The sequence below is a fragment of the Parvularcula bermudensis HTCC2503 genome (genome assembly GCF_000152825.2).
Lineage (GTDB): Bacteria > Pseudomonadota > Alphaproteobacteria > Caulobacterales > Parvularculaceae > Parvularcula > Parvularcula bermudensis.
This window is the reverse complement of sequence record NC_014414.1, coordinates 2,151,378-2,176,259: the sequence shown is the minus strand read 5'-3', so window position 1 is coordinate 2,176,259 and position 24,882 is coordinate 2,151,378. Positions and strand designations below refer to the sequence as shown.

The 24,882-nt window shown below is 58.9% G+C and carries 26 protein-coding genes; 12 read left to right on the top strand and 14 right to left on the bottom strand.

The features are described from left to right. Positions 1-12 precede the first annotated feature (12 nt). Together PB2503_RS10325 and dprA are read left to right on the top strand one after the other, a co-directional pair. Positions 13-351, top strand: coding sequence for a P-II family nitrogen regulator (locus tag PB2503_RS10325; RefSeq protein ID WP_013301202.1), 339 nt, complete (start codon positions 13-15; stop codon positions 349-351). Next, positions 348-1,463 carry a DNA-processing protein DprA gene (dprA, locus tag PB2503_RS10320; RefSeq protein WP_013301201.1) on the top strand — a complete coding sequence of 372 codons (1,116 nt, stop codon included), beginning with the start codon at positions 348-350 and terminating at the stop codon, positions 1,461-1,463. Before PB2503_RS10325 ends, dprA begins: the two co-directional genes overlap by 4 nt. Here dprA and PB2503_RS10315 read toward each other — a convergent pair. The 3 genes from PB2503_RS10315 to PB2503_RS10305 are packed head-to-tail and all read right to left on the bottom strand — an operon-like array spanning position 1,427 to position 3,610. Further along, complete coding sequence (locus PB2503_RS10315) at positions 1,427-2,398, bottom strand: alpha/beta fold hydrolase (protein ID WP_013301200.1); 972 nt, start codon at positions 2,396-2,398, stop codon at positions 1,427-1,429. The two genes, dprA and PB2503_RS10315, sit on opposite strands and share 37 nt — an antisense overlap. After that, a complete protein-coding gene (locus tag PB2503_RS10310) occupies positions 2,391-2,705 on the bottom strand; it encodes an SCP2 sterol-binding domain-containing protein (RefSeq protein ID WP_013301199.1) in 315 nt (104 codons plus the stop codon). The genes PB2503_RS10315 and PB2503_RS10310 overlap by 8 nt, the downstream gene beginning before the upstream one ends. Then, the gene (locus PB2503_RS10305; protein WP_013301198.1) at positions 2,705-3,610 is read right to left on the bottom strand and encodes a class I SAM-dependent methyltransferase; all 906 of its coding nucleotides are present in this window, start codon (positions 3,608-3,610) and stop codon (positions 2,705-2,707) included. Before PB2503_RS10305 ends, PB2503_RS10310 begins: the two co-directional genes overlap by 1 nt. 198 nt (positions 3,611-3,808) lie before the next feature. Between PB2503_RS10305 and PB2503_RS10300 the strand changes: the two genes are divergently transcribed. Beyond that, positions 3,809-4,276, top strand: a complete 468-nt coding sequence (locus PB2503_RS10300; RefSeq protein WP_013301197.1) for an Hsp20 family protein — start codon at positions 3,809-3,811, stop codon at positions 4,274-4,276. Positions 4,277-4,431: 155 nt separating this feature from the next. Continuing rightward, on the top strand, positions 4,432-4,686 hold the full coding sequence (locus PB2503_RS14575) for a hypothetical protein (protein WP_148235257.1): 255 nt from the start codon (positions 4,432-4,434) through the stop codon (positions 4,684-4,686). Positions 4,687-5,575: 889 nt separating this feature from the next. On the opposite strand, the gene gpmA is transcribed toward PB2503_RS14575, so the two are convergent. Further along, positions 5,576-6,283, bottom strand: coding sequence for a 2,3-diphosphoglycerate-dependent phosphoglycerate mutase (gene gpmA, locus PB2503_RS10290; RefSeq protein WP_013301194.1), 708 nt, complete (start codon positions 6,281-6,283; stop codon positions 5,576-5,578). 51 nt (positions 6,284-6,334) lie between these two features. Between gpmA and PB2503_RS10285 the strand changes: the two genes are divergently transcribed. After that, positions 6,335-7,015 (top strand): nitroreductase family protein, encoded by a 681-nt coding sequence (locus tag PB2503_RS10285; RefSeq protein WP_013301193.1) that lies wholly within the window; start codon positions 6,335-6,337, stop codon positions 7,013-7,015. A 115-nt stretch (positions 7,016-7,130) separates the two neighbouring features. On the opposite strand, the gene PB2503_RS10280 is transcribed toward PB2503_RS10285, so the two are convergent. The 6 genes from PB2503_RS10280 to PB2503_RS10255 all read right to left on the bottom strand — a co-directional run bounded on the left by PB2503_RS10280 (position 7,131) and on the right by PB2503_RS10255 (position 12,213). Continuing rightward, a complete protein-coding gene (locus PB2503_RS10280) occupies positions 7,131-8,543 on the bottom strand; it encodes an NAD(P)(+) transhydrogenase (Re/Si-specific) subunit beta (RefSeq protein ID WP_013301192.1) in 1,413 nt (470 codons plus the stop codon). 22 nt (positions 8,544-8,565) lie between these two features. After that, a complete protein-coding gene (locus tag PB2503_RS10275; RefSeq protein ID WP_013301191.1) occupies positions 8,566-9,000 on the bottom strand; it encodes an acyl-CoA thioesterase in 435 nt (144 codons plus the stop codon). A 2-nt stretch (positions 9,001-9,002) separates the two neighbouring features. Next, a complete protein-coding gene (locus tag PB2503_RS10270) occupies positions 9,003-10,175 on the bottom strand; it encodes an iron-containing alcohol dehydrogenase (RefSeq protein ID WP_162467714.1) in 1,173 nt (390 codons plus the stop codon). A gap of 72 nt (positions 10,176-10,247) precedes the next feature. Beyond that, complete coding sequence (locus tag PB2503_RS15165; RefSeq protein ID WP_013301189.1) at positions 10,248-10,712, bottom strand: NAD(P) transhydrogenase subunit alpha part 2; 465 nt, start codon at positions 10,710-10,712, stop codon at positions 10,248-10,250. Between the two features lie 2 nt (positions 10,713-10,714). After that, complete coding sequence (locus tag PB2503_RS10260) at positions 10,715-11,887, bottom strand: Re/Si-specific NAD(P)(+) transhydrogenase subunit alpha (protein WP_013301188.1); 1,173 nt, start codon at positions 11,885-11,887, stop codon at positions 10,715-10,717. Between the two features lie 95 nt (positions 11,888-11,982). Beyond that, positions 11,983-12,213 carry a hypothetical protein gene (locus PB2503_RS10255; protein ID WP_148235256.1) on the bottom strand — a complete coding sequence of 77 codons (231 nt, stop codon included), beginning with the start codon at positions 12,211-12,213 and terminating at the stop codon, positions 11,983-11,985. A 211-nt stretch (positions 12,214-12,424) separates the two neighbouring features. Between PB2503_RS10255 and PB2503_RS10250 the strand changes: the two genes are divergently transcribed. After that, positions 12,425-13,918 (top strand): sigma-54-dependent transcriptional regulator, encoded by a 1,494-nt coding sequence (locus tag PB2503_RS10250; RefSeq protein WP_013301186.1) that lies wholly within the window; start codon positions 12,425-12,427, stop codon positions 13,916-13,918. Here the strand turns inward: PB2503_RS10250 and PB2503_RS10245 are convergent. Together PB2503_RS10245 and PB2503_RS10240 are read right to left on the bottom strand one after the other, a co-directional pair. Next, positions 13,915-14,589 carry a carbonic anhydrase gene (locus PB2503_RS10245; RefSeq protein WP_013301185.1) on the bottom strand — a complete coding sequence of 225 codons (675 nt, stop codon included), beginning with the start codon at positions 14,587-14,589 and terminating at the stop codon, positions 13,915-13,917. The genes PB2503_RS10250 and PB2503_RS10245 overlap by 4 nt on opposite strands. After that, positions 14,582-14,860 (bottom strand): succinate dehydrogenase assembly factor 2, encoded by a 279-nt coding sequence (locus PB2503_RS10240; RefSeq protein WP_148235255.1) that lies wholly within the window; start codon positions 14,858-14,860, stop codon positions 14,582-14,584. Before PB2503_RS10240 ends, PB2503_RS10245 begins: the two co-directional genes overlap by 8 nt. 197 nt (positions 14,861-15,057) lie before the next feature. Between PB2503_RS10240 and fdxA the strand changes: the two genes are divergently transcribed. From fdxA to PB2503_RS10210, 6 genes are all read left to right on the top strand, one after another. Further along, on the top strand, positions 15,058-15,396 hold the full coding sequence (gene fdxA / locus PB2503_RS10235) for a ferredoxin FdxA (protein WP_013301183.1): 339 nt from the start codon (positions 15,058-15,060) through the stop codon (positions 15,394-15,396). Positions 15,397-15,632: 236 nt separating this feature from the next. Then, positions 15,633-16,559: a CarD family transcriptional regulator gene (locus PB2503_RS14385; protein WP_013301182.1), complete on the top strand. Its 927-nt coding sequence runs from the start codon at positions 15,633-15,635 to the stop codon at positions 16,557-16,559. Between the two features lie 64 nt (positions 16,560-16,623). Continuing rightward, positions 16,624-18,444 (top strand): aminopeptidase P family protein, encoded by a 1,821-nt coding sequence (locus PB2503_RS10225; RefSeq protein WP_013301181.1) that lies wholly within the window; start codon positions 16,624-16,626, stop codon positions 18,442-18,444. A 25-nt stretch (positions 18,445-18,469) separates the two neighbouring features. Then, the gene (locus PB2503_RS10220) at positions 18,470-19,555 is read left to right on the top strand and encodes a sensor histidine kinase (RefSeq protein ID WP_013301180.1); all 1,086 of its coding nucleotides are present in this window, start codon (positions 18,470-18,472) and stop codon (positions 19,553-19,555) included. 131 nt (positions 19,556-19,686) lie between these two features. Further along, positions 19,687-20,976, top strand: coding sequence for a sensor histidine kinase (locus PB2503_RS10215; protein ID WP_158305845.1), 1,290 nt, complete (start codon positions 19,687-19,689; stop codon positions 20,974-20,976). A gap of 65 nt (positions 20,977-21,041) precedes the next feature. Next, positions 21,042-22,220, top strand: coding sequence for a vWA domain-containing protein (locus tag PB2503_RS10210; protein ID WP_013301178.1), 1,179 nt, complete (start codon positions 21,042-21,044; stop codon positions 22,218-22,220). 58 nt (positions 22,221-22,278) lie between these two features. Here PB2503_RS10210 and PB2503_RS14080 read toward each other — a convergent pair whose 3' ends face one another. Both PB2503_RS14080 and PB2503_RS10200 read right to left on the bottom strand, forming a co-directional pair. Then, positions 22,279-23,379, bottom strand: a complete 1,101-nt coding sequence (locus tag PB2503_RS14080; protein WP_013301177.1) for a glycosyltransferase — start codon at positions 23,377-23,379, stop codon at positions 22,279-22,281. Next, entirely contained in the window at positions 23,376-24,881 is a 1,506-nt protein-coding gene (locus tag PB2503_RS10200) for a lipopolysaccharide biosynthesis protein (RefSeq protein ID WP_041534983.1), read from the bottom strand. The genes PB2503_RS14080 and PB2503_RS10200 overlap by 4 nt, the downstream gene beginning before the upstream one ends. Position 24,882: the final 1 nt, after the last annotated feature.

Sequence of the window (24,882 nt, the reverse complement as noted above, 5' to 3'; positions counted from 1 at the left end):
TGGAGACCCCGGATGAAGAAGGTCGAAGCCCTCATCAAGCCGTTCAAGCTTGACGATGTTAAGGAGGCCCTGCAGGCCCTCGGCCTTAAGGGCATGACGGTGTCAGAAGCGCGCGGTTTTGGACGTCAGAAAGGCCATACCGAGCTCTATCGCGGCGCCGAATATGTCGTTGATTTCCTGCCGAAACTTAAAATCGAGATCGTGATCGAGGACAGTCTTGTCGACGATGTCCTAAGAGCGATCACCGAGGCGGCTCAATCCGGTCGCATCGGAGACGGTAAGATCTTCGTGACGACAGTGGAGCGGGCCGTTCGGATCCGGACCGGGGAAACCGACGCCGCCGCCCTTTGAGTGTCGAGGGGGTCAGCGACGAAACGCTGGCCGCTCTTCGCCTTGCCCGAACCGTGGGGCTCGGCCCCCTCACTTTTCGTCGGCTCATTGACCGGTTCGGCTCAGCCATCGCCGTGATTCGCGGCCTCGACTCTGGTGAAATCCCGCGCAAGGGGCGGTCGCTGGCGCTCCCATCGGCGGCGGCGGCCCGGGCTGAATGGGCGGATGCCCATGGATATGGGGCCACCCTCCTCTCTTTGACGGATCCGTCCTATCCAACGGCTCTTCGGGCGATCGAAGATCCGCCCCCTGTGCTGACCTTGCTTGGAAGGGGGGATCTCCTCACGCGTCCCGCCGTGGCCATCGTCGGCGCACGGAATGCGTCCTCCGCCGGTCTCCGCCTCGCTGAGACACTAGCGGCGGATCTGGGCGAGGCGGGCTGCGTGGTGGTCTCTGGTCTCGCGCGGGGGATCGATGGAGCTGCGCATAAGGGCGCCCTGAAGACCGGGACCATTGCTGTCATTGCGGGCGGCATTGATTCGATCTATCCGCCTGATCATGCCGATCTCTATCGGGCTATAGGGAAGCAAGGCTTGATCCTCGCCGAGGATGCGATTGGCCGTCGGGCAAAGGGCCAAGATTTCCCCCGCCGTAACCGGATCGTTGCCGGTCTCAGCCGGGTGATCGTCGTGGTCGAAGCCGCTGAACGCTCCGGCACCCTTATCACCGCGCGGATGGGCAATGAACAAGGGCGGGAGATTGGAGCCGTGCCGGGCTCTCCCCTCGATCCGCGTTCGGCAGGAACCAATCGACTGTTAAGAAGCGGGGCTACCCTTATTCGTCATGCGGAGGATGTGTTGGAGCTTCTCGAACAGGAGCACCGGGCGCAGCCTATCACGCTTCAAGAACTTCCCTCCCCCTATGAAGCCCCTCAGATCACAGAAGACCTCAAGGAGCGGGTCCGCAATCTGTTGAGCGTCACACCGACCAGCCGCGATGTTCTGCTTCGCGAAACGGGCCTCGCGCCGGGAACGCTGGCGGACTGTCTTCTCGACCTTCTCCTCGATGGGCATATCGAAGAGGTCGGGGGCGGCGCCTATGCCTTATCGATCGGCGGGACCGGCGGAAGATAATCGTCAAAGGCGCGCCAGAACTGTGTTCGAAAGACGTCCTTCTCCATCAGGATTTCGTGACGGGAATGCGGAATACGGACGAGATGCCAATTGGGAACCGTCACGGCCAATTCGCGATGATGGCGCGGATCGACGGTCACATCGGCATCGGCCGAGGCCACGAGGATGGGATGGCGGAGGGCCCGATTAAGCGCCGCCGGTGTCAGGGTATCCATCGCACGGAACGCGCTTCTCACCCACGCAAAGCGGGGGGGACCTGCGGCTGTATCGGGGCGCGCCAGGAGGAGTTGGCGGAATCGCTCGTGGCGGATCGGGTCATGGGTCAACCGATTGATCTCGAAATTCATGGCTTGATCAGACCGCCCCGCAAGGGGCCGGCGTCCAAAGCCGAGCCGACAGATTGTTGAGACAAGTCCACGCGTCACACCGCGCGTAAGATCGCCGGAAAACAGACGCGTCAGGGGCGCACTGAGTATGACCTTCTCCACGGCAATTGGTGATGGCTTCAATAAACTCAGAAGGGTGATCAATCCCCCCATGGAATGGGCAAGGACGTGGTAGGGCGGGGCATATCGCGCCGTCATCTCCGCGACCGCGACGGAAAAATCCTCAGTAAATTTATCGAAATTATCGATGAGAGCCCGGTCGTCCCCTGGGCTCACTCGTTGGGACAGGCCTTGTCCCCTGGGATCAAGAAGCAGCACATCGAACCCGCGGTGGTGCAATTCCTCCGCGACCTCCCCATATTTTTCGATATATTCCGCCCACCCCGGATGAACCAGGATCGCCCCCCGCCGTCCCGGCGCCGACGGACCGGAAGGCCCGTTCAGCGTGGCGAGACGGAGGGTGGCCCCATCATAGGAAGACACGAAAAAAGCCGACAATCCCTCAGGCAGCGGATTGTGAGGAACCGTGATCAGCGGGGCGTCACCCATCGCCGATCTCCAGCCGGGCCATAACGCCCATATCGCCGCTGATCGCCAGGCGACCGGTAATGAAACTCGCCTCCAGCCGCCGGGCGCCTTCCCGCAGGATCGGCATCAGGTCGATATAATCAACCCGCCATAAACAGAAATGGGACTGAAGATCGGCAGGCGGATCACGCGAGATTAACGGCATACCTGTCCCCCGACCATCGATCCATAGGGCGAAGGTCGCATCAAGAACTTCGATCCGAATGACGCCTTCGAAGGAGCTAATGAAAAAAGTATGCGCGGCGTCGATGATATCTTCGTCGACCACTATTCGAGAAGCGGTCCATCGGCCGTAATCGGCTTTGCGAACAGGATCGTCATCCGGTCACTCTCACCGATGGCCAGATAGATTTGGGGATCGAACCCCTCAGGCACACTCCCGTCCCTGGCCTCGGTCCGGCTGACCGGCGGCAAGGTCCAGACACCGAAGGGATGGTCCGCCGTATCGAGAGGATTGGCGTTGATGTTCGAGCGCGCGATCAGCGTGAAACCGGCCGCCTCCGCCAAATCGATGACGGTCTCTTCTTTGAGATATCCAGTCCCCTGTTCCTGTGCTGGATCCGCCTCGCTGGGCAGACGATGATCCACCAGTCCCAACGTCCCGCCGGGTTTCAGGGCGTCGAAGAAGTCTGCGAAGGCTTTCTCCGCATAGCCGCCATCGACCCAGTTATGGGCGTTTCGAAAGGTCAGGATCTGGTCGACCGAACTGGCCGTGGCCAGGGGGCCTGTATCCTTGCCAAAGACTGTCACCTCGACCGTATGGTCAGGATAGTCGTTCCGAAAAGCCTCGGCCTTTTCGGCGCGATCACCGGCGGCGGAGAGCGCCGCGATATAGGTACCCCCGTTCTCACTGATATACGGGACGAGAATGTCGCTATACCACCCTCCCCCGGGCCAGATCTCCATGATCGTCGTGTCGGGCACAACGGTGAAGAATTCCAAGGTCTCAACCGGATGCCGGAAGCGGTCTCTGGCGCGATCGTCGGGGTCCCGCGCCGGATGATCGATAGCCGCCGTAAGGGTCAGGCCGCTAGATGTCGTGCGGTCTTCACTCGCCGCCCGATTTTCATTGACTTCAGAAGGTCCAAGATCAGTGCCCCCCACATTTTCCGGTTCACCGCCGCAAGCAGCGACTGTGAGTAGTAACAGACTGGGCAATAGATATGATCGCATGGGGGACTCTCCTCTCCTGCCTTCCTAGCTTGCCTCTGCCGGTGAATGAAGGCGTTTTCGTCGGAAGCCGAGATCAGCCACTCTTGAAATCCCAGGACTTATCCACACATGCGCCCTGTCAGGACTATTATGGTCTGACCGATCCCCCTCGCCGCATGGGAGGGAAGATCGTTGGTTATTGCTCACAACGAGGATGACATGAGAAGCTACGATTTGACACCATTTCTCCGTTCCACCGTCGGTTTTGACAAGCTGTTCAACGACTTGGTGGATAATGCCACCAAGCTCGAAAGCGGTGGATACCCCCCTTACAATATCGTCCGCACCTCAGAAACGGACTACGAGATCACGCTCGCAGTAGCAGGGTTCTCCCAGGATGATCTCGAAATCGAGGTAGTTGACCGTGAATTGCGCGTGAGTGGTCGGCGCGATTCCGATCAGGACGAAGACCGGGAATATCTTCACCAAGGCATTGCCGGCCGCAATTTTGACCGCCGGTTCCGGCTCGCTGAGCATCTGACCGTCCGCGGCGCCCAATTGGAAAATGGGTTGCTGACGGTTCTTCTGGCCTTGGAAATTCCCGAAGCGAAAAAGCCGCGTAAAATCGAGATCGGTCAGACCAGTGGCGATCAGCCCGCCGTCTTGAGCGCCTCGAACGCCGCATAATCATTCATAGGGGTGTTTGTGGGGGGAAGAGGAAATCTCTTCCCCCCAATTTCCCTTGATCCTTATGGCGGATAAGGGGGATCTCGTTTGATCTCTTGCGTCTGATCGCGCCCTCGACCACACTCAGCTGCGGGTAGCAGTACGGGCGTGGGGTCATGAATAAAAAGAGCTTGCTGGCTTTCCTTCCGGTCACCGTCTTGGGGACATGCGGATCTGTCCCCCCTTATACTTACGACCCGAATGCGGTGGTCACCGTGCAATATGACCCTGATAATTACAATCAGTCTGAGCTCTACGCGGCCGGGACCAATCAGTGCCGGGCCAAAGGGTATGTCAGAGCCACGCCAGCGCCACAGCAACCGGCCCTCTCCGCCGCGGGGTGGGAGTATCGCACCTTCCGGTGCTATTAAGGCCTCCCCTTCCCCGGTGAGTTGGCCTCTCAATAATGTCCCCCACGAAAAGGGCCTCGAGTGTTGAAACTCTCACAATAGCCGTTCTTCCATGACGGACACGGCTTGGAACGCCCCTTCGATATGGATGTAGGCTCTGCCTCCATCCTCACACGCCGAAAAATCAAGCGATGATTATGCGCCATGCAATTATAGCTTGTGCGCTTCGGATTTAGCATTCACCCTAAGTGGCAAAGCACCAGTGGGGGGACACCGTAGTTCAAGCAACAATTTTGTCATCACCTGAGGGAATTAGCTCACACGAAAATGCGCCAGGCGTATTTGTACCTGGGCTCGTATACGAACTTAATTATAGTGATAACAATGACCGTGAAGTGGAATACTTCACTGTTCATAATCGTTTTGGCTGTCTAACAACGAATATGGGTACCCTAAGTGTAAGTGTCAAAAGGCTAGGAGGAATCGATAATATCCTTTTCCAGCAGAGTATCGTTCCCATAAACACAGGCAGCGATCCCATAATTGCTCAATTTGACGGACGTATAATTGGCGATGGTCCTGTGGGCTTCACAACAAATTTTATCCCCGGAATGAAGTATGGATTTCATTGTGATAATGGCAAAATATTCAGAGGTCAATTACGATTGCAATATTTTGTCTAATCTTCTCTCAAGGGGAACTGTTTAAGCCTGGCTGCCGTATTGTACTATTAGATACTTATTATCTGCCTCAGAAACCAGCCGCATATTCCCGGCGATCTCTTCGGGTTTTTATCATATCGGGGCCAGTCTTCAGTTCCTCATTTGGCGTGAGAGCGACCTCAACCATCGGGCCACTTTGCCCAGGGCAGACGAAGCTGCCCCTAGATCGGGGTGTCGGCTGACTCTTCTCAAATCTTCGGCAACGCCTGAGCGCGCGAGTCATCCAAATATTTTGCCGAGGAGGCCCGCATCTGGTTGTTCAACTCCACCAAGAGGGGATTGCCCGTTGGAATCTCGACCGACGTAATCTCATCGTCGCCAACGGCGAAAAGGAGTTTGACAAGCGCCCTGAGCGAATTGCCATGGGCGGCGATCAACAAATCGCCCTCGGAAATGGCGGGCACAATGGTCGATTGCCAATAAGGAGCCACGCGGTCGAGGGTGAGCTTCAGGCTCTCCGTCTTGGGGACCTCGATACCGGCATAGCGTTCATCCGTCAGAGACGGAAAGGGCGAAGGATCATCGAGGGGCGGCGGCGGGGTATCATAGCTCCGACGCCAGATTTTTACCTGATCCTCGCCGTGTTTGACCGCCGTCTCGGCCTTGTCGAGCCCGGTCAGCCCGCCATAATGCCGCTCATTAAGGCGATAATCCTTGGTCACCGGCACCCAAAGCCGGTCGAGGGCATGCAATGCAATATTCAGGGTTCGGATGGCCCTGGTTTGAACCGACGTAAAGGCACGAACGGGCTTGAAGGTTTCCGCCTTCATCAACTCCCCTGCCCGACGGGCCTCCGCCTCCCCCTTCTCGGTCAGGTCGACATCGACCCATCCGGTAAAGCGGTTTTCGAGGTTCCAGCGGCTTTGACCGTGTCGCACCAAGCAAATACGCGGCATAAATGTCTCCGAACCAACAATCTGTCTTGTGTCGATAAAGAGTTGCCGCCGGTGAGGCAAGCGACCGGCAACGCTCTTTCCGCCGCCCTGATTGCCGCTATCTCCTCTATCGAGAAGGAGTACACGATGAGCCTGGACAGAACAGAGAGAAACGCGCGCCCCGGCGTCGATCGTCAATTCATCGACCGCTGGTCGCCACGGGCTTTCGATCCTACCCAGGAGATCAGTCGCGAAGAGATTGAGATCATCTTCAGCGCCGCCCGGTGGTCGCCCTCTTGTTTCAATGACCAGCCCTGGCAGTTCGTCGTCGCGCCGCGGACTGGCCTTGATTTTCAGGACTTTCTCGAGACCCTGGCGCCGAAGAACCAGAAATGGGCGAAGAAGGCGGCGCTTATCGGCTATGTCGTCTGTCGGCGGCATTTTGCCGAGAAAGAAGCCAAAAATGCTTGGGCCGAATTCGACAGCGGCGCGGCCTGGATGGCGATGACCCTCCAGGCCAACGCGCTTGGGTGGTACACGCATGGAATGGGCGGCTTTGACCAGGCTCAGGCAGCCAAGCGCATTGGCGCCGATGGAAATGCCTACAAGGTCATTTGTGCCTTCGCCATCGGCAAGCGAAGTGACCCCTCCACCCTTCCCGAGGATCTACGCGATGCGGAGAGCCCGAATGGACGCAAACCCTTGTCTGAGGTCGTCCAGTTCGGTCATCTCGGCACTCCCCCGACAGCGTAAAGCCGTCGGGGCTCCCCCCTTCAGGGGCGGAGGGCATGGCACCGCAAGCGTTCATTAGCGCAGTGTGTAGCCGCCCCCCGCATCCACGGGCCCTGCATCAACGGGCTCTGCCCAATCATCCAATTGCTTTGACGATGTCTTCGCACATTTTCTTGGCGTCCCCGAACAGCATCATGGTGTTGTCCCGGAAGAACAGCTCGTTCTGAACGCCCGCATAGCCGGCGGACATCCCGCGCTTGACGAAAAGCACCGTGCCGGCATTTTCGACATCGAGGATCGGCATGCCGTAGATCGGCGAGGTCTTGTCCGTTTTCGCCGCGGGGTTTGTCACGTCGTTGGCGCCGATGACGAACGCCACATCGGCGGTCGAAAATTCCGAATTGATATCCTCAAGTTCGAACACTTCGTCATAGGGCACATTGGCTTCGGCCAGCAGGACGTTCATATGGCCGGGCATCCGGCCTGCGACGGGGTGGATGGCGTATTTCACGTCGACACCTGCCTCTTTCAGGATATCGGCCATCTCCCGCAGCGCGTGCTGGGCTTGGGCGACGGCCATGCCGTAACCGGGGACGATCAGCACTTTGCCGGCGTTTTTCATGATAAAGGCCGCATCATCCGCCGAGCCTTGCTTGACCGGCCGCTCCTCGACCTCGCCCCCCGACGCGGCGGCATCGTCGCCGCCAAACCCGCCGAGAATGACCGACACGAAGCTCCGGTTCATCGCCTTACACATGATGTAGCTCAGGATCGCGCCGGAGGAGCCGACAAGCGCCCCGACGATGATCAGCGCCATATTTTCAAGGGTGAAGCCGATCCCAGCCGCGGCCCAGCCTGAATAGGAGTTCAGCATCGACACCACGACCGGCATGTCCGCCCCGCCGATCGGAACGATCAGCAAGAAGCCAAGCGCAATGGCGATCAGGGTAAGGATCAGGAACAGGGTGGCGCTTTGACCGCCGGTGGACAGAATGATCAAAAGGATCAGGGAGATCACCGCTAGGGCAATATTGATCGCGTGACGGGCCGGCAGCAAAATCGGCTTTCCGGACATCCGCCCATCAAGCTTTGCAAAGGCGATGATCGACCCCGAGAACGTCACGGCACCGATGAAAACGCCGAGCGCCATTTCCACAATGGCCCTGCCCTCAATCGCGCCGGGTTCGCCAATGCCGTAAGCCCGCGGGGCGAGAAAGGCGGCCCAGGCGATAAACACCGCCGCCAGGCCGACAAGAGCGTGGAAGAAGGCCACCAATTGCGGCATGGAGGTCATGGCGACGCGGCGCGCGATAATGGCGCCGGGGATGGCCCCGATCGCCACGGCCACGATCACCCAGAACCAGCCGCCGAACCCGGCCCCCGATAAAAAGCGATCGGAGAAGAGGGTGGCGAAGACGGCAAGCGCCATCCCGATCATCCCCATTCTGTTCCCCTGCCGCGCCGTTTCCGGGGAGGACAATCCTCTCAGGGCCAAGATGAAGAAAATGGCAGCGACGATATATAAGATCGCGGTGAGATCGTTACCCATAGCGGCCTCCTCGAAACTTTCTTTACACGGACAGACGGTCAAGGACCGCCCGTAATTGCGGGTTAAGGGGTTTGGGCCGACGGCTGTCGGCGTCGACATAGACGTGAACGAAATGCCCTTCGGCGGCGGCACTGTCATCGTCGCCACGGAAAAGACCGATTTCGTATTTGACTGAGGACGTCCCCAAATGGGCAACGCGAATGCCTGCGGTGACCGGATCGGGATAGCCAAGTTCGGCGAAATAGCGACAGCCGGTTTCCACCACGAGACCAATCTGGTCGCCGCCGCGGATGTCCAGCACCCCCTCGTCGATCAGCAATCCGTTGATCGCGGTATCGAAGAGGGAATAATGTACGACATTATTCATGTGACCATAAATATCGTTATCCGCCCAGCGTGTGGTCAGGGTGCGGAAGGCACGATACGCGTCGCGCGTTTGCGGAGGGGTGCGGCTCATCGTCAGTAAGCCGCTCTGTAGATGGCAAGGGCATCGGCTTCGGTGACCTCGCGCGGATTATTCACCAGGAGACGGGTCTGCTTCATCGCATCCTGCGCCAAGGTCGGCAGCATGTCCTCCGATATGTCCATTTCTCGGAGCCGGGTTTGAAGCCCAAGCTTTTTCGACAGCGCGCCCAGACGGTCAATAAACTGTGCAGAGAGCGCCTGGGTCCCGACGCCTTGGTCGAGATCGGGGAAGGCGAAAGGGGCGATCTCGGCATAAATCTCATAGGCCCTTGAGGTCGCATCCGCGGCGTTGAACCGCAATGTATGCGGCAGCACCAACGCGTTGGAGAGGCCGTGGGGCACATGGTAGCGCCCCCCGATGGGGTAAGCGAGGGCATGCACCGCCGCCACCGGTGAATTGGCGAAGGCCTGTCCGGCCAGCATCGAGCCGATCAGCATGGCCGAGCGCGCCTCACGGTCATCAGGGGTTTGCACCGCCCGCTCGATATGCCCCCCCAGCAAGGAAAGGGCTTCCCGCGCGAGGGACCGCGAAATCGGATTATTGTTCGGACTCTTTGAGGCATAGGCCTCAATGGCATGCACCATGGCGTCGATCCCGGTCGCCGCCGTGATGGCCGCCGGCAGACCGAGGGTCAGATCGGGGTCGAGCACCGCAATGTCGGGCACAATGATGGGCGAGGAAACCCCCCGCTTTTCATCCCCTGGGAGGGTGATGATCGAGACCGGGGTGACTTCGGATCCCGTTCCCGCCGTGGTCGGCACGAGGGCCAGAGGGAGACGCGGCCCCTTGGCCTGGGCGACGCCCCAGGCCGCCTCCAGATCCTCGCCGGACCCCGCGATCAACGCGACCAATTTGGCGACATCGAGGCTCGACCCGCCCCCAAAGCCCAGGATCCCAGTGGTCCCTTTTTCCTTCGCCAGGGCAATCGCCGCTTCGAGGGTGGCAAGCGAGGGATCGGCTTCGACCGAATCAAATACCGTCACCTCGCACCCAGAAGAAGCAAGGCTTTTGAGGGCCGGGTCCGGCAATCCAAGACGCCTGAGCCCCGGATCGGTAATGACGAGGGGACGGTCGCCCAACAGGTCGCCCATGAGATCGCCAAGCTTGGCACTCCCGCCAGGCTCAAACACGATCTTCGGCGGCGTGACGAAGGAGAAGGACGTCAGCGCGGTCATCGTCATGTGATATCCTCCCTTCTCTTTTCCTCGCCGAAAATTTCAGGCGATACGTCGGGGCTCTCAGGCCCCCTTCTTTTTGTACATGGCCAACATGCGTTGGGTGACGAGGAACCCGCCGAAGATATTCACGCTGGCGAGCGCCACCCCGAGCACGCCGAAAAAGCGGCTGAGCCCTCCCGACGGACTTTGGGCAACATCGGCGCCCACCGCGATCAACGCCCCGACGATCACCACTGAGGACACCGCATTGGTCACGGACATCAGCGGGGTGTGCAGCGCCGGCGTCACCGACCACACCACATAATAGCCGACGAACACCGCCAGGACGAAAATCGCCCCCAAATACACCCAGTCGGCAACATGGGCGGCCTGGGTCAAGGTCTCCAGAGGGGAGATCAACCCCTCGACCTGATCGGCCGATTTCGCCAGCTCTTGGGCGGCGTTATTCGCCTGCTCCGCCGCCTGCCGCAATTCTTCGACGGTGGTTTCGACTTGTTCGCTTGTCGCCGCGTTCTCGCTTGCCATGCTCAGGACTCCTCCGACTCGACGATTTCGACCTCGGCGGGGGTATCGTCTAGTGCGTTGCCGCCGAATTGTTCATGAATGATTTGCCCGTCACGGGTCAGGGCCACGCCTTTGACGATATCGTCGTCCCAGTCGACCGCCAGACGTTTTTCTTCTTTGTCGGTGAGGAGCGTGACGAAATTAAACAAGTTGCGGGCGTAAAGATTACTCGCCTCACCGGGCAACCCTGCGAGAATGTTCTTCGGCGCCAGCACCGTCGCGGGGCCAAGGGTATAGGTTTCGGCGTCTTCTCCCCCCTCGACATTACCGCCGCGAGGGGCCGCAAGGTCGACGATAACCGAGCCGGCTTTCATCGCCTCGACCATCTCCCTCGTCAGGGTTTTGGGGGCCGGCCGGCCGGGGATCAGCGCTGTCGTGATCACGATATCCATTTTCTTGAGGTGTTCGGCGACGAGCTCTTGCTGCTTTTGGCGTTGCTCGGGGGTCAATTCCTTGGCGTAGCCGCCGGTCCCCTCCCCCTCTTCCATCGCCTCTTTGGCAAAGATGAAGCTACCGCCAAGGGACTCCACCTGCTCCTTCGCGGCGGCGCGCACATCGGTCGCGGACACCACGGCCCCCAATCGCTTGGCCGTGGCAATCGCCTGCAGCCCCGCCACCCCGGCGCCCATGACGAAGACTTTTGCCGGCGGTACGGTGCCCGCAGCGGTCATCATCATGGGAAAGGCGCGGTCATAGGCGGCAGCGGCGTCCACCACCGCTTTATAGCCGGCAAGGTTCGCCTGGCTGGACAAGACGTCCATGGACTGCGCCCGTGTGATACGCGGCAAGAGCTCCATCGCGAAGGCGTCGATCCCTGCGGTGGCGTAATCGCTAAGGCTCTCCTGCTCGTCCCACGGATTGAGAAGACCAATCAGCTTTGCCCCACTGGCAAATTGCTTAAGCTGGGCTTTTTCCGGCGGCGCCGTCACGAACACGGCGTCCGCGCCGTTCAGCACATCCTTGGCGCTGCCCGTCTCGGCCCCGGCCTCTTGATACACCGCATCGGAAAAGCCCGCGGCGACGCCCGCCCCGGATTCGATGGCCACATCGGCCCCAAGGGCAAGCAATTTCTTTACGCTTTCAGGAGACGCGCCAACCCGAGGGTCGCGTGACGAAGCGAGGACGGCAATTTTCATGAGCTCTTCCTCATTTGGATCGAGAACTGGAACGGGCGACCCGCGCCTTACACGAGACGCCGCGGTCACCAAACCGGGCGCCGCCTGATCTGGTGTCAGTGAACGAAAAAGCTTTTGGCGATGCCCAGCAGGCCCAACCAGCCAAAGAATGAGAGGATGAGCGCGGTCAGGACCCCCGTCCCCATCAATACGAGGGCCACAAACAGACTGACGGCGCCGCCGACCGGCAGAAAGACCGTGAAGCCGAAATCCATCATGCCCTGATAGAATTTGCGGTGACGAACGATTGTATCTTCGGGGGGAAGGGTCTGTGTGTCTTTTGCCATCTCTTCGACCTCAGATTCGACGTGAAGTGACAGTGTCATAGTCGGCCCAGCCTGGAGCGCAAGGACCTTCCGGCCCGCCACGCCGCATTGGCCTGATTTCTCAGGGATGAAGCGTCAAAACGAGACAACTCGCCGCTGACTTCACCCGATGTTTACGGGACAAGGTTAAGTCGAAGGGGAAGCACTCAAGTATAGTTAAAGGTTTCGCTAGATGCAGCATACTGTCCTCATCGTTGACGATGACCCGGTTCAATGCCGTTTGATGCAGGGCGTGTGCGAACGGGCGGGCTATTGCGTTGTCACGATGCAGGATGGACAACTGGCCATCGATCTTCTGCGGTCGAGCGATGGGGATCGCGTCGGCGTTGTGATGCTCGACCTCCTGATGCCCAATCTCTCGGGCATGGAATTGCTCGAGGAGCTCAAGCGGTTCCGGCCCGAACTCCCCGTCATCGTCCTAACCGGACAAGGCGGCGTCGATACGGTCGTGAAAGCGATGCAGGCGGGCGCGGCGGACTTCTTCGTTAAACCGGCAAGCCCTGAACGGGTGGTCGTCTCGCTGCGGCACGTTCTCGATGTGAAGCACCTTCGCGGCGAGGTAAAACGATTGCAGCGCCGTCACGACGGCGGTCTTGCCTTTAACGACCTTCTTGAATCGAGCCCCTCCCTCGCCGCGTGCGCGAAAATGGGCGAAAAGGCCGCCAGTTCGACGATCCCCATCTTGATCACCGGCGAAAGCGGCGTCGGCAAGGAAATGTTCGCGCGGGCGATCCAGGGCTGTTCGGCTCGGTCCGGGGGACCCTTCGTCACGGTCAATTGCGGTGCGCTGCCGGAAAACCTCGTCGAGTCGATCCTCTTCGGTCATGAAAAGGGGGCCTTTACCGGCGCGACCTCCAAGCACGCCGGAAAGTTTCAAGAAGCGCATGGCGGTACGATCTTCCTCGACGAGGTCGGCGAACTGCCCCTCGAGGCCCAGGTCAAATTGCTGCGCGTGTTGCAAGAGGGCGAGGTCGATCCCGTCGGCGCCAAACGGCCGGTAAAGGTCGATGTGCGCGTGATCTCCGCCACCAATCGAAACCTCGAAACAGAAGTGGCGTCGGGCAGTTTCCGCGAAGATCTGTTCTATCGCCTCAATGTGTTTCCGATCCACCTGCCGCCCCTGAGAGAGCGCAAGGCTGACATTCCAGAGCTGATCAAGCACTTCATCAGCAAATATAACGCGGAGGAAAACCGCGAGGTGCGCGGTGTCCGCCATGAAGTGCTGGAGGTCTTGGTGGACCAGGACTGGCCGGGCAATGTCCGCCAGCTTGAGAACACGATTTTCCGCGCTGTGGTGCTGTCGGCGGGGAAATGGCTTTGCGCCGACGACTTCCCCCTCCTGGCGGATGCCTTTGAGGAAGCGGGCATCGCGAGTGGGCCGCCCCCGGCGATGGACCATGATGGCCCGGCAAATACAGTGGATGGGGAGACCGCCGCCCTCGCCTATTACGATCACGATCATGATGCGGCGCCGGTGCCGCTGCCCTTTCTCGACGGCGACGGGCATATCCGGCCTCTTGCCGATATCGAGCGGGACCTGATCGAAATGGCCATCGACCTTTACAAAGGTCAGATGTCAGAAGTGGCGCGACGGCTCGGAATCGGTCGCTCGACCCTGTACCGAAAGGTTCAGGAACAGAATATCGAGGTCAAGCGCGCCAGCTAACGGTGATCGCCGTGCTCGCATGTCGTGGCGTATTGGGCGACTTCCGCAGCATAGATGTCAGTGACAGTGCGAAAGGCGCCGCTGGCGGCATCATAGGCATCGACAGTGCCTTTTTCGATGTCATAAACCCATCCGTGAAGTCGCAAATCTCCGCGGGCGAGACGGACTGCAACGGAGGGATGGGTTTCGAGATGGCGCAATTGCAAGATGACATTTTGCTCTAATAGCATCCGCATTTGAGCTTCGGGGGTGAGGGTATCCCCCTGGTCTTTGACGATCGCCACCGCCGCCTCGGCATAGCCGAGCCATTTTCGCACATGGGGCAGATGCTCAAGGCCGCCGGGGTCCATGGCGCCCGTCATCGCCCCGCATTGGGTATGTCCGCATATCACAATGTGCGGGATTCGAAGCGCGGCGACGGCGAATTCGATCGAGGCCGTCATCCCCCCGGTATTATCGGTATGGGGCGGAACGATATTGCCCGCATTACGACAAATGAATAGCTCGCCGGGGTCGGTTTGGGTGATCATCGCCGTTTCGATGCGACTATCGGAGCAGGTAATGAATAAGGCTTCCGGGGATTGCCCCTTTGACAGGCGCTCAAACAATTCCTGCTTTTCCGGAAAAACGTGCTGCTGAAAGCGGACCACCCCCGCCGCGAATTTAGGCACGCGAGACGTCTCCGGTCAGGATCGCGGCCAAGTCAAAAGCCTGTAGCTGACGCATCACCGGCCCCTCGTAATTGGTCGGCACGGTCTCTCGACCGATGATCCACGCGTAGAGTTCCTGGTCCGGCACTTCAAGAAGGCGCTGGAATTCCTCGAGCTCCGCCTCGGTCATCGCCGCTAATTGTTGCTTGGCGAAGGTGCCGATGACCAAGTCAGCTTCTTTGAAGCCGCGGTGCTGCGCTCGATAGAGAAGCCGGCGACGTTCGGGGGGCATGATCTCTTCCATGAAAGGGTTCTAATCCGATCTCTCATCGCTGCGAAAGGGGGGAGCCGCCAAAGGCCCCCCTGAAAGAGAGGCGGGGCGCGTCACCCCTTCGCGGCGGATCCCCCAAGGCTTGGCTTGCGGCAACGTCAGGAGATCTCCATAACCAGCCTTCGCCTTTCGTGCTGAGATCTAAGGAGTTATCCGCGATGACCTATGTCGTCACCGATGCATGCATCGCCTGCAAATACACCGACTGTGTCGAGGTGTGTCCGGTGGACTGCTTTTACGAGGGCGAGAATTTCCTGGCGATCAAGCCGGACGAGTGCATCGATTGCGGCGTGTGTGAGCCAGAATGTCCCGTCGAAGCCATCAAGCCCGACACCGAAGACCCCGATGGAAAATGGACGGAGCTGAACGCCAAATACGCCGAACAATGGCCGAATATCACAAAGGCAAAACCGGCCCTGCCCGAGGCGGATGCGATGGCGGATGTCGAGAACAAGCTTGAAACGCATTTCAGCGAAAAGCCAGGCGAAGGCGATTGATCGCCCCTTCCCTGCCGATCGCTCCCCTCGCGCGTCCCAAGCTCTCGACCTTGTCATCTTGCACCGCAATAGACCTAGTGGCAATTCCGAGCAGGATGTGCTATATCTACCGCTACTGTGGCAGATTCCATAGAAACAGGAATTGGAAGACCGCCGGCCGGGCGGTCTTTTTTTGATGAAACGGCGCTTATCGGATTCCGGAGCGACCCCGTTTCGCGCGAAAGAAAGGATTGGCGATGAGCAAAGCCACCTCCTCCTCACAATCGTCTGATGCGGCGTCAAGTGACACCGCGGCGGCGAAGTCGCGGCGGAAAACAGCCTCTCGTGTGAACAAGTCCACCGGCACGACAAGTAGCCGCGCGCCGGCTGCGTCACGCAAAGCGGCGGCTAAAAAAGCGACGACGAAAACCACCAAGACCAAAGCGGCGGCCCCGAAAACGACGGCTCAAAAAACCGCGACCAAGACCGCATCGTCCTCAAAACCTAAGAGAGCAACTGAGAAAAAATCTGTGAAGTCATCGGCCAACGTCCCCGTTCCCAAAAGTAAAACCGACGCACAAACGGCAAAGGATGACGACGACAAGCCGAAGATTGCGCCGGCGCCGATGCGTCCTGCTCTGCGGGTTGCCAAACGGGCAGAGGCGCGCCGCGACAAAAATCAAAAATTCAAGGTCAATACGCAGATCATCTACCCTGCCCACGGGGTCGGTAACATCGTCGATCTGGAGAAGCAGACGATCGGTGATTTTGAGGTCGAGTTGTTCGTGATCGATTTCGAACACGAAAAAATGAAACTTCGCGTGCCGGTGGCCAAAGCAGCGGCTTCGGGGATGCGGAATCTCTCCACCACCGAACAGATCGACGATGCGCTCGAACTGCTCGAAGGCCGGGCGCGGGTGAAGCGGACCATGTGGTCCCGCCGGGCACAGGAATACGAAGCCAAGATCAACTCAGGCGACCTCGTTTCCGTTGCGGAGGTGGTACGCGATCTGTTCCGCGCCGACGATCAACCCGAGCAGAGCTATTCTGAGCGGCAATTGTTCGAACAAGCGCGTGAGCGGTTCGGACGCGAAGTTGCGGCTGTGCGGAAAAAATCCCTCGAAAAGGCGATCGACGAGATCCATATCCACCTCGACCGTAAGGAAAAGGTCGAGGCGAAATAGGGCATATCCGGCGGGGGAAGTTCCCCCGCCCCCTGGACAGCCCTTCGTGGAGTGAAAGGCCGTCATGTTTCAAAATTTCGACCCCTCGTCGGATCGGGGGTTCGCCGCCGCTCACGTACCGTTAGTGCGGGAGGCGATGGGAGAGCTGGCTCTCGACGGGCTGCTCGTTCCCCACGACGACAGCTATTTCAATGAATATCTGCCGGATAACGCTGAGCGACTGATGTGGCTCAGCGGCTTTTCGGGATCTGCGGGCTTTGCGATCCTCCTCAAAGAGCGGGGGGCTGTCTTCTCGGACGGTCGATACACGCTCCAATTGAAAGAACAGGTCGATACCGCCTTTTTTGAGCTGCACAATTCAGGCGAGACCTCCCCCGCAGACTGGCTCGTCGACACAACCCCCCAAGGCGCGGTGATCGGGTACGATCCCCACCATTTCTCAAAAAAGACCCTGGCCCCCTTCTTGGCTGCGGCCGAGCGGGGCGGGTTTGAGCTTCGTCCCCTGGACCATAACCCCATCGATCAGGCTTGGCGCGACCAACCCCCCGCCCCTTGTGCCCCGGTCGTGATCCATCCCGAGGCGTTCAGTGGGCGTAGCCATGAGACGAAGCGACAGCTCGTGGCTGAGGCGATTTCTTCGGTCAACGCCGATGCGGCGCTATTGTCGTTCCCGCCTTCACTGGCCTGGATCTTCAATATCCGGGGCGGCGACGTCCATGCGAGCCCCCTCGCCCTGGGACGGGCCCTGGTTTTCGCCAATGGAGGGGCGATCCTGTATATCGACCATCGCAAGATGTCCGGACAAGTACGCGACCATCTCGGCGGCGCCGTGACCCTCGCCGATGAATCCCAGCTCATCGACGATCTTGAGGCGATGGGGCGCGAGAGGAAAGCGATTGCCATCGATCCGGATCACACGCCGGTGATTTTCACGCAGTCGATTACCGCGGCGGGGGGACGGATTATCGAAGCCCCCGACCCCTGTTCGCTTCCCCGGGCGCGGAAAACAATGGCTGAGCTCGAAGGGTCTCGCGCCGCCCACCGTCGTGACGGGGCGGCCGTGACACGGTTTCTCCACTGGTTTGCCGAAACCGCCCCCTCAGGGGGCCTCACGGAAATCGAGGCGGCGACAAAGCTTGAGCGCTTTCGCGTCGAGACCGGGGCCCTTCTGGATATCAGCTTCGACACGATTTCAGGTGCCGGTGCCCACGGCGCCCTGCCGCATTACCGTGTCAATCGAGACAGTGATGCACGGATAACCCAAGGCTCCCTCTACCTGGTGGACTCAGGGGGACAATATCGGGACGGCACCACGGATATCACGCGCACGCTGGCCGTTGGGACACCCAGTGAGGCCATGCGGCGCTGTTATACCCTGGTGTTGAAGGGCCATATCGCTTTGGCCACGGCCCGCTTCCCCGCCGGCACGACAGGGCATCAACTCGATAGCCTGGCCCGCTTGCCTCTATGGGAAGCAGGGTTTGATTACGACCACGGAACAGGACACGGCGTTGGGAGTTATCTTGGCGTGCATGAAGGTCCACAGAATATCTCAAAGCGCGCTATCGCGCAGCCTCTCCTTGCCGGGATGATTTGCTCGAACGAGCCTGGCTATTATCGCTCGGGAGAATTCGGCATACGGATCGAAAATCTGGTTATCGTAACCGAGGCCACCCCGATTGAAGGCGGGGATCGTCCCATGCATGGGTTTGAAACCATTACCCTGGCGCCGCTCGAACGTGAGTTGATCGATGTGTCCCTGCTGTCACCGCAGGAGATCGCATGGGTTGATACCTATCATCAAACAGTCTGCGACACGCTCTGCCCCGATCTTCCCGAGGCAACGGCGCGATGGCTTCAGACCCGGACGGCTGCGCTCGTCTAAGAGCGATCGATCGGGGAGCTAAATTGTGACAACCCAGGAAAATAATGCCTCCAAAAATGCGACGGCGCAGTTGGTCGGTACCGGCAGCGGATCTATCCCCGAAACCGAATTGCGGCTCCGGGCATTTGAACGGTTTCCGATCGCTTTTGTCCTGACCAATCCGGGGTTGGAGGACAATCCCATCGTCTATGTGAACCGGGCGTTCGAAAATCTCACTGGCTATGCGGCTGAGGTGTCCCTCGGGCGTAATTGCCGGTTCTTACAAGGACCAGACACCGACAAAGAGGCCGTGAAAAAGATGCGAGAGCATCTTCAACGCGCGGCGCCGGTCGAAACCGTTCTTCTCAACTATCGTTCCGATGGCAAACCTTTCCGCAATTATCTTCGGATCGAACCGATTTTCGACGATTCAGGTCAATTATCCTGCTTTCTGGGCCTTCAACAGCGGGTCTCCGACGCGACGACCTCTCCTGATGCCATCTCTGTTCAGCTGAAAGAGATACAGCATCGGGTCAAAAACCATCTTCAACTGGTCGTGTCGATGATTCGTTTGCAATCGGAACAAACCGATTCGAAGTCTGAAATGAACTACCGTGCCCTCGCCCACAGGGTCGAAACCTTGCAATTACTCTATCAAGAGCTCGGCCAGGTCGAGGCGGTAGACGATGAGACGCAAACCATTCCCATGGGAGCGTATGTTTCGCGAATCGCCTCGGCCATTGGCCATCTTGAGGCCCGAGAAAATATTCGTCTTAATATCCGCACGGAATCATTCGATGTCTCCATTGATACGGCGGCGCGTATCGGCCTGATCGCATCAGAAATTATCACCAATGCGTTCCAACATGCCTTTGTTACGGGGGGGCCGGGACTCATTGAAGTCTCTTTGCGTCACCTCTCCCGTGGCGCCATGCGTCTTGAAGTGATGGATGACGGCAATGGGATGCCGGATAACATTAGCTGGCCTGACAGCAACACGATGGGGGCATCAATAGTTCGCACCCTGTCAGATGGGCTTGGCGCGACATTGGCGGTCGTTCGGGGCGCGACGGGGACCACGATTTGCCTCGATGTCCCCTTTGCGGGGGAGACGAAGCAGAAGGCGAATTAGCGCTTTTGTGCAGAAGAAACCCTTTGCCAGCCCCCCGAAGCAGCGTAGTTCCGAGTTTATAGAATATTCATAATAAGGGACCCGCTGGCATGGGTGTCATTTCCTCATCTGCCCATTCACATTCGCCCCCCATGATTGATCGTGATCAAATCCTGCGGCGGGCGTGCCTTTTGAATGGTGTTGAGCGGGAGGAAGATCTTCGATTGCTCCAGCACGCGGCCACGCGATTTGGGGTCTCGCACGCCCTTCTCGTCATTGCCGATGACGACAATTTGTCCGCGATTGCCTCTTTTGGCGATGTGATCGCGCAACGCTATCCCTTGGCGAAGAGTTTCGTGCGAGAGGTCATGACGGCAGGCTCCGCCTCCCTGGCCAGCGACGACGTCGAAAGCGTTGGCGAGGGGGGGCTGATCGCCCGGCCGCTTCGCTTCCTGGCCGGGGCCAAGATCGTCGTCTACGGACAGGTCCTCGGGGCGGTGCTCCTCCTCCACGACCAACCGCTCAGCACGTTTGGCCCCAAGGAGGTTCAGGCGCTGACCACCTATGCGGATTATGCGGTCCGACTGATCACTGCCCGGGAAATGACGACCACATTGGAACGGGATATCGACGAAGAGCTTGCCGTGACCCAGCATGTGACGGGACAGTGCGAGAAAGATCGCACCGAATTCATCGCCCTTCTCAGTCACGAGCTTAGGACGCCCCTCCACGCGCTGACCGGGTTCACTGACCTTTTGATGTCAGAACCGACGGATCAGGAAACGGCGCGCAGCTATGTCGCCGAGATGATGACATCGATCAAACGGCTACAGGGGCTCATTGATGCCTCTCTTCGATTCGCGGATGCAGAATTTGGTAATGGCGAGACCGTCAGGACGACATTTCCGCTGAAAACCGTCGTTCAGCGGCGCATTGCCACCTTACGACGAACAGCCCTTGAACGGGGATGCCCTATCCGTTTGCAAGGTGATCTCGACGTTTGTTTGCATGCTGATCGCGGGTTGGTGGAGCAAATTTTTGAGGCCCTCTTGCATCTTGCTATTGCCGAGAGCCACCGCGGCACGACCGTGACTGTGCGGGCGCAACGTCGATCCACAAATGGGCTAACGCTTCAGTTCGTCGATAGTGGCCGGGGCCGCGGGGCGCTGCGCCCCTTCACCGGCTATAAGAATTATCTCACCCGTCGGACGGAGGGCTTGCGCCTCTCCCTCGCCCTTGCAGACCGTATGGCGAGCACCTTGGGCGCCCGCCTCTCGGTGCGGGAGACTGACGAAGGGACCGTGACCGAACTCTCGCTGCCGCCTCAAGCCGTGGTTGCGTTCCCCCCTAAAGGCGTTTCGTCCCTGCTCGATGCGGCCTCAAAGCCGCTCAATAGCGCCGCCAGCATCAATACGCATTGCCCCCAGGTGATCTTGGCTTGAGCGACGGCGTCTTTTTTTGCCGTCCTATCCCTTGGCAGCGGGCAATGAGCGCCTAAGCTCCCCTCATGTTCGTGCAATTCTTCTTTGACCTCAAACAGGCTGGGGTTCCCGTGTCGCTTCGGGAATATCTCACCTTGCTCGAAGGCATGCAGGCAGAATTGCCGGAACGATCCGTCGAGCAATTCTATTATTTCAGCCGCGCCGTGTTGGTGAAGGATGAACGGCACCTCGATCGTTTCGACCGGGTGTTCGGTGAGGTCTTCAAAGGGATTGAGAGCCTCTCAATCGACGGCCCGGCGCCGCAGGAAATCCCGGAGGATTGGCTGCGTGCCGTCACCGAGAAATATCTGACCGATGAAGAGAAAGCCGCGATCGAGAAAATGGGCGGGTGGGACGAACTGATGCGGCAGCTTGAGGAGCGCCTCAAGGAGCAGACCGAGCGCCACGAAGGCGGCTCGAAATGGATCGGGACCGGCGGCACCTCCCCTTTCGGCCATTCCGGCTATCATCCGGAAGGCATCCGCATTGGGGGGCAATCGCGCCACAAGCGTGCCGTGAAAGTATGGGAAAAGCGGGAATTTCGAAATCTTCAGGACGATGTCCAATTGGGGACACGGAACATCAAGGTGGCCCTCCGCAAGCTGCGGAAATTCGCGCGGCAAGGGGCGGCGGACGAATTCGATCTCGATGGAACAATCGATCACACGGCTCGAAGTGGATATCTCGACGTGCAAATGCGGCCCGAGCGGCGCAATACCGTCCGTGTCCTTCTCTTTTTTGATATCGGTGGATCGATGGATCCTTATATCCGTATTTGTGAGGAATTATTCTCCGCCGCGCGGGCTGAGTTCAAACATCTTGAGTATTTCTACTTTCACAATTTTACATATGATTTCATGTGGAAGGATAATTCCCGTCGGTGGTCCGATCGTGTTCGAACGGACGAAGTGCTTCGGACCTATGGCAAGGATTATGTGGCTTTGTTCGTCGGCGACGCGACGATGAGCCCTTATGAAATCACAATGCCGGGGGGGTCGGTTGAGTATTTCAACGAGGAGCCAGGGGCGCTTTGGATGCAGCGATTGACGGATCATTTCCCGAAAATGGCCTGGCTGAACCCCCTCCCCGAAGCGCGATGGACCTACTCGCCCTCAGTGGGAATTACCCAACAGCTCATCGAAGGGCGAATGTACCCTTTGACCCTTGGCGGTCTTGATCGGGCCATCGCCGAACTCCGCCGCTAGAGCCTTTTCAGCCGACAAAGGAAAAAGTTCGCGCAATAAAATTTGCCGAAACAAAGACCTACAGACGTTCTGGATTCCGAGAGAACTCAATATGGCTCTCGGCACGTCCGAAGCGATCATAAAGCGCCTGGTAGGTGGCAAGCATATTGTCGAGACTATACCGCTCAACGGTGTGCTGCCGATTGGCATTGCCCAGTGCATCGGCCGCCTTCCCATCGGTGAGAATTTCTCTGAGTTTTGTGTCCAATCCTTCTTCATCCTCACAAGGAACGATGAAGGGCCGATTTTGAGGCGCCACCATTTGGGCAATGTCACCGACCGCCGTCGCAACAACGGGAAGGCCACTGGCCATCGCTTCAAGTACGGTGAGGGGCATTTGCTCCGTAGAGGATGTTAAAACGAAACAACGCCATCGACGATAGTGAGCGGCCGGATTGGCGACAGCGCCATGGAAACGGACATTGGCCGGAGCGGCTTTTTCGAGATCAGTTTTCAGCGGACCGGCCCCGACAATGTCGAACGCCGTGTCGGGGAAAGCCGCTGCCAAACGCAGGAACCGGCCAATATTCTTTTCCGGCCGAAGGGCCGCCACGATTCCCACCCCCGCCCGCGATGCCTCGTCAGGGGGCGGCGCAAAATGGTCGATATCGATCCCGTTCGCCACAAAATGACAGCGGTCGCGGGGCAGCCCCCATTCCTGTACCGCAATTGTTTGCAAGGTCTGGGACGGCACGATCATCTGGGCTGGGCCAAATCCCAGGAGGCCACGCCGTAGGGCATTCCTGACAGGCGAGCGTTTAACGGCCTCCTCCGCGCCAAATCCATCCTCATGGTGCAGATGATACGGGCCGTGACCGAGACTGCGGATCGCCGCCACCGCCTCCATGCTGCCCCAATTATAGGTGCAATAAAGATGCGGGGCGATCGCCCTCATCTGCTTTCTGAGGCTCAGAACATTCCCCATGCCAAGCCCTTTTGAGGGGGCAAGGCAAAGAGACATCACATTGGTCCGCTCAGGGAGGAGCCGCTCTGCCTCAAGATGGGGGCTGAGACTGATGATGATGTGCTCCCACCCGGTCAGACCCCGAACGCACTGCACCAAACGACGCTGGACGCCCCCGAGCTCAAAGCTGGGGATGAGGTGGAGGACTCGCTTCACCGCTGCACCACGCGTCGACCGAAATTGAGGATTACACGCTCAATGCCGTTGGAGCGTCCGCTCAGCACCCATAGCCCGAAATGGCACCCTGTATAGATGAGCCCCCCAATCAGAGTCCCGAGGACAAGATCGATAAGGACCGGGGCCCCACTGAATACCGGTTGGCCCCAGAGGAACCAAAGGCTCATCCCGCCTACGGCGCCAAGGCTTCGGCGCGCGGACATCAGCGGACGCAAAGGGTGATCCCCGGTCACATGACTATAGAGCTGGCCCTGTAATCCGACATAAATCACGCTCGCCAACGCGGCGGCAACAACGGCCCCGGTCAATCCAAAGCTGATCGCCGCCGCGATGAATAGCGGGGTACGAATAATAAAATAGATAAGAGCCCGCCAAAAGACCAGCTTTACTCGGCCAAGGGCAAGCGCAAGTCCTTCGGTGGCCCAATAGATCGTGGTAAAGCCAAAAGCCGGCGCAAGGATTTGCAGAACGGGAATCACCGGCGCCCATTTTGCGCCCAATACTGTCATCACAAAGTCATGCGCCAAGAAGGCAAGTCCCACCGATGCCGGTAGAGAGATCGCCGCAAGAGCCTCTACACCGCGGAGAAATACCCGCCGCGCCTCTTTTTTATCACTCTGAACGGAGGAAAACCCCGGATAGAGCGCGCGGGCAATCGGGGTTGCAAGCTCATAAGCCGGTAGGAAGGCAAATTGTTCGCCGAGATAATAATGGCCTGTCCCCCCAAAGCCGATGATCCGGCCAAGGATCAAGGGTTCGAGTTTATTATTCGCAGCAACGACGGCACTTGTGGCGGTGAGCCAGCCGGTGAAGCCAAGTAATTCTTTCATCGCCGACAGATCGAGGCGCCGGCGGCCCTCGCGGATCAGCAGATGAGAGAGCACGACCTCAAGCAGGACCCCCGCCCCATAGCCGCAAATCAGGGCCCAATAGCTCTTATAGATCAAGGCAATCAGAACCGAGATGAGCACCGCGGCAAGCTTCACCGAAAGACTGACCAGCACTTCCCGGCGAAAATCCAGATTCCGTTCAAATTCGTAGAATTGAGGGTTGATGAGCGCATTGATGAAAGCCAGCCCGCCAAAAGCGCAAAAGACAAAGAGGATGCGATCATCGCCGTAGAATGTCGCGGCAAGGGGCGCCCCTGCCATGAGAAGCCCGCCCACCAGCGCCCCCCGAAGGATCGAGAGCGTGAAGAGTGTATCGAGAAACCGCCGATCGGCATCGCGATATTTCACCACCGCCTGGGAAACGCCGATATCGGAGAAATTCTGGAGAAGCTGCATGACCGTCATGCCGATGGCGATCAGCCCGAAATCCTCTGGAATCAGCAAGCGGGAGAGGATGAGTGTATTGATGAGGCCGATGCCGCGCGCAATCATGTTGGCGCCCGTCAACAGAGCGGCGCCCTTGGCCACCCGTCCGCCCAAAGACCTGCTTGAGATCGCCGGGCTTGGGACCGCGTCGGCTTGTGGCTCCATC

Coding starts and splice junctions, on each gene's coding strand:
- PB2503_RS10325 (WP_013301202.1), top strand. CDS start 13: ATGAAGAAGGTCGAAGCCCTCATCAAGCCGTTCAAGCTTGACGATGTT.
- PB2503_RS10315 (WP_013301200.1), bottom strand. CDS start 2,398: ATGGGTGACGCCCCGCTGATCACGGTTCCTCACAATCCGCTGCCTGAG.
- PB2503_RS10305 (WP_013301198.1), bottom strand. CDS start 3,610: ATGCGATCATATCTATTGCCCAGTCTGTTACTACTCACAGTCGCTGCT.
- PB2503_RS10300 (WP_013301197.1), top strand. CDS start 3,809: ATGAGAAGCTACGATTTGACACCATTTCTCCGTTCCACCGTCGGTTTT.
- PB2503_RS14575 (WP_148235257.1), top strand. CDS start 4,432: ATGAATAAAAAGAGCTTGCTGGCTTTCCTTCCGGTCACCGTCTTGGGG.
- gpmA (WP_013301194.1), bottom strand. CDS start 6,283: ATGCCGCGTATTTGCTTGGTGCGACACGGTCAAAGCCGCTGGAACCTC.
- PB2503_RS10280 (WP_013301192.1), bottom strand. CDS start 8,543: ATGGGTAACGATCTCACCGCGATCTTATATATCGTCGCTGCCATTTTC.
- PB2503_RS10275 (WP_013301191.1), bottom strand. CDS start 9,000: ATGAGCCGCACCCCTCCGCAAACGCGCGACGCGTATCGTGCCTTCCGC.
- PB2503_RS15165 (WP_013301189.1), bottom strand. CDS start 10,712: ATGGCAAGCGAGAACGCGGCGACAAGCGAACAAGTCGAAACCACCGTC.
- PB2503_RS10260 (WP_013301188.1), bottom strand. CDS start 11,887: ATGAAAATTGCCGTCCTCGCTTCGTCACGCGACCCTCGGGTTGGCGCG.
- PB2503_RS10255 (WP_148235256.1), bottom strand. CDS start 12,213: ATGGCAAAAGACACACAGACCCTTCCCCCCGAAGATACAATCGTTCGT.
- PB2503_RS10250 (WP_013301186.1), top strand. CDS start 12,425: ATGCAGCATACTGTCCTCATCGTTGACGATGACCCGGTTCAATGCCGT.
- PB2503_RS10240 (WP_148235255.1), bottom strand. CDS start 14,860: ATGCCCCCCGAACGTCGCCGGCTTCTCTATCGAGCGCAGCACCGCGGC.
- fdxA (WP_013301183.1), top strand. CDS start 15,058: ATGACCTATGTCGTCACCGATGCATGCATCGCCTGCAAATACACCGAC.
- PB2503_RS14385 (WP_013301182.1), top strand. CDS start 15,633: ATGAGCAAAGCCACCTCCTCCTCACAATCGTCTGATGCGGCGTCAAGT.
- PB2503_RS10225 (WP_013301181.1), top strand. CDS start 16,624: ATGTTTCAAAATTTCGACCCCTCGTCGGATCGGGGGTTCGCCGCCGCT.
- PB2503_RS10215 (WP_158305845.1), top strand. CDS start 19,687: ATGATTGATCGTGATCAAATCCTGCGGCGGGCGTGCCTTTTGAATGGT.
- PB2503_RS10210 (WP_013301178.1), top strand. CDS start 21,042: ATGTTCGTGCAATTCTTCTTTGACCTCAAACAGGCTGGGGTTCCCGTG.
- PB2503_RS10200 (WP_041534983.1), bottom strand. CDS start 24,881: ATGGAGCCACAAGCCGACGCGGTCCCAAGCCCGGCGATCTCAAGCAGG.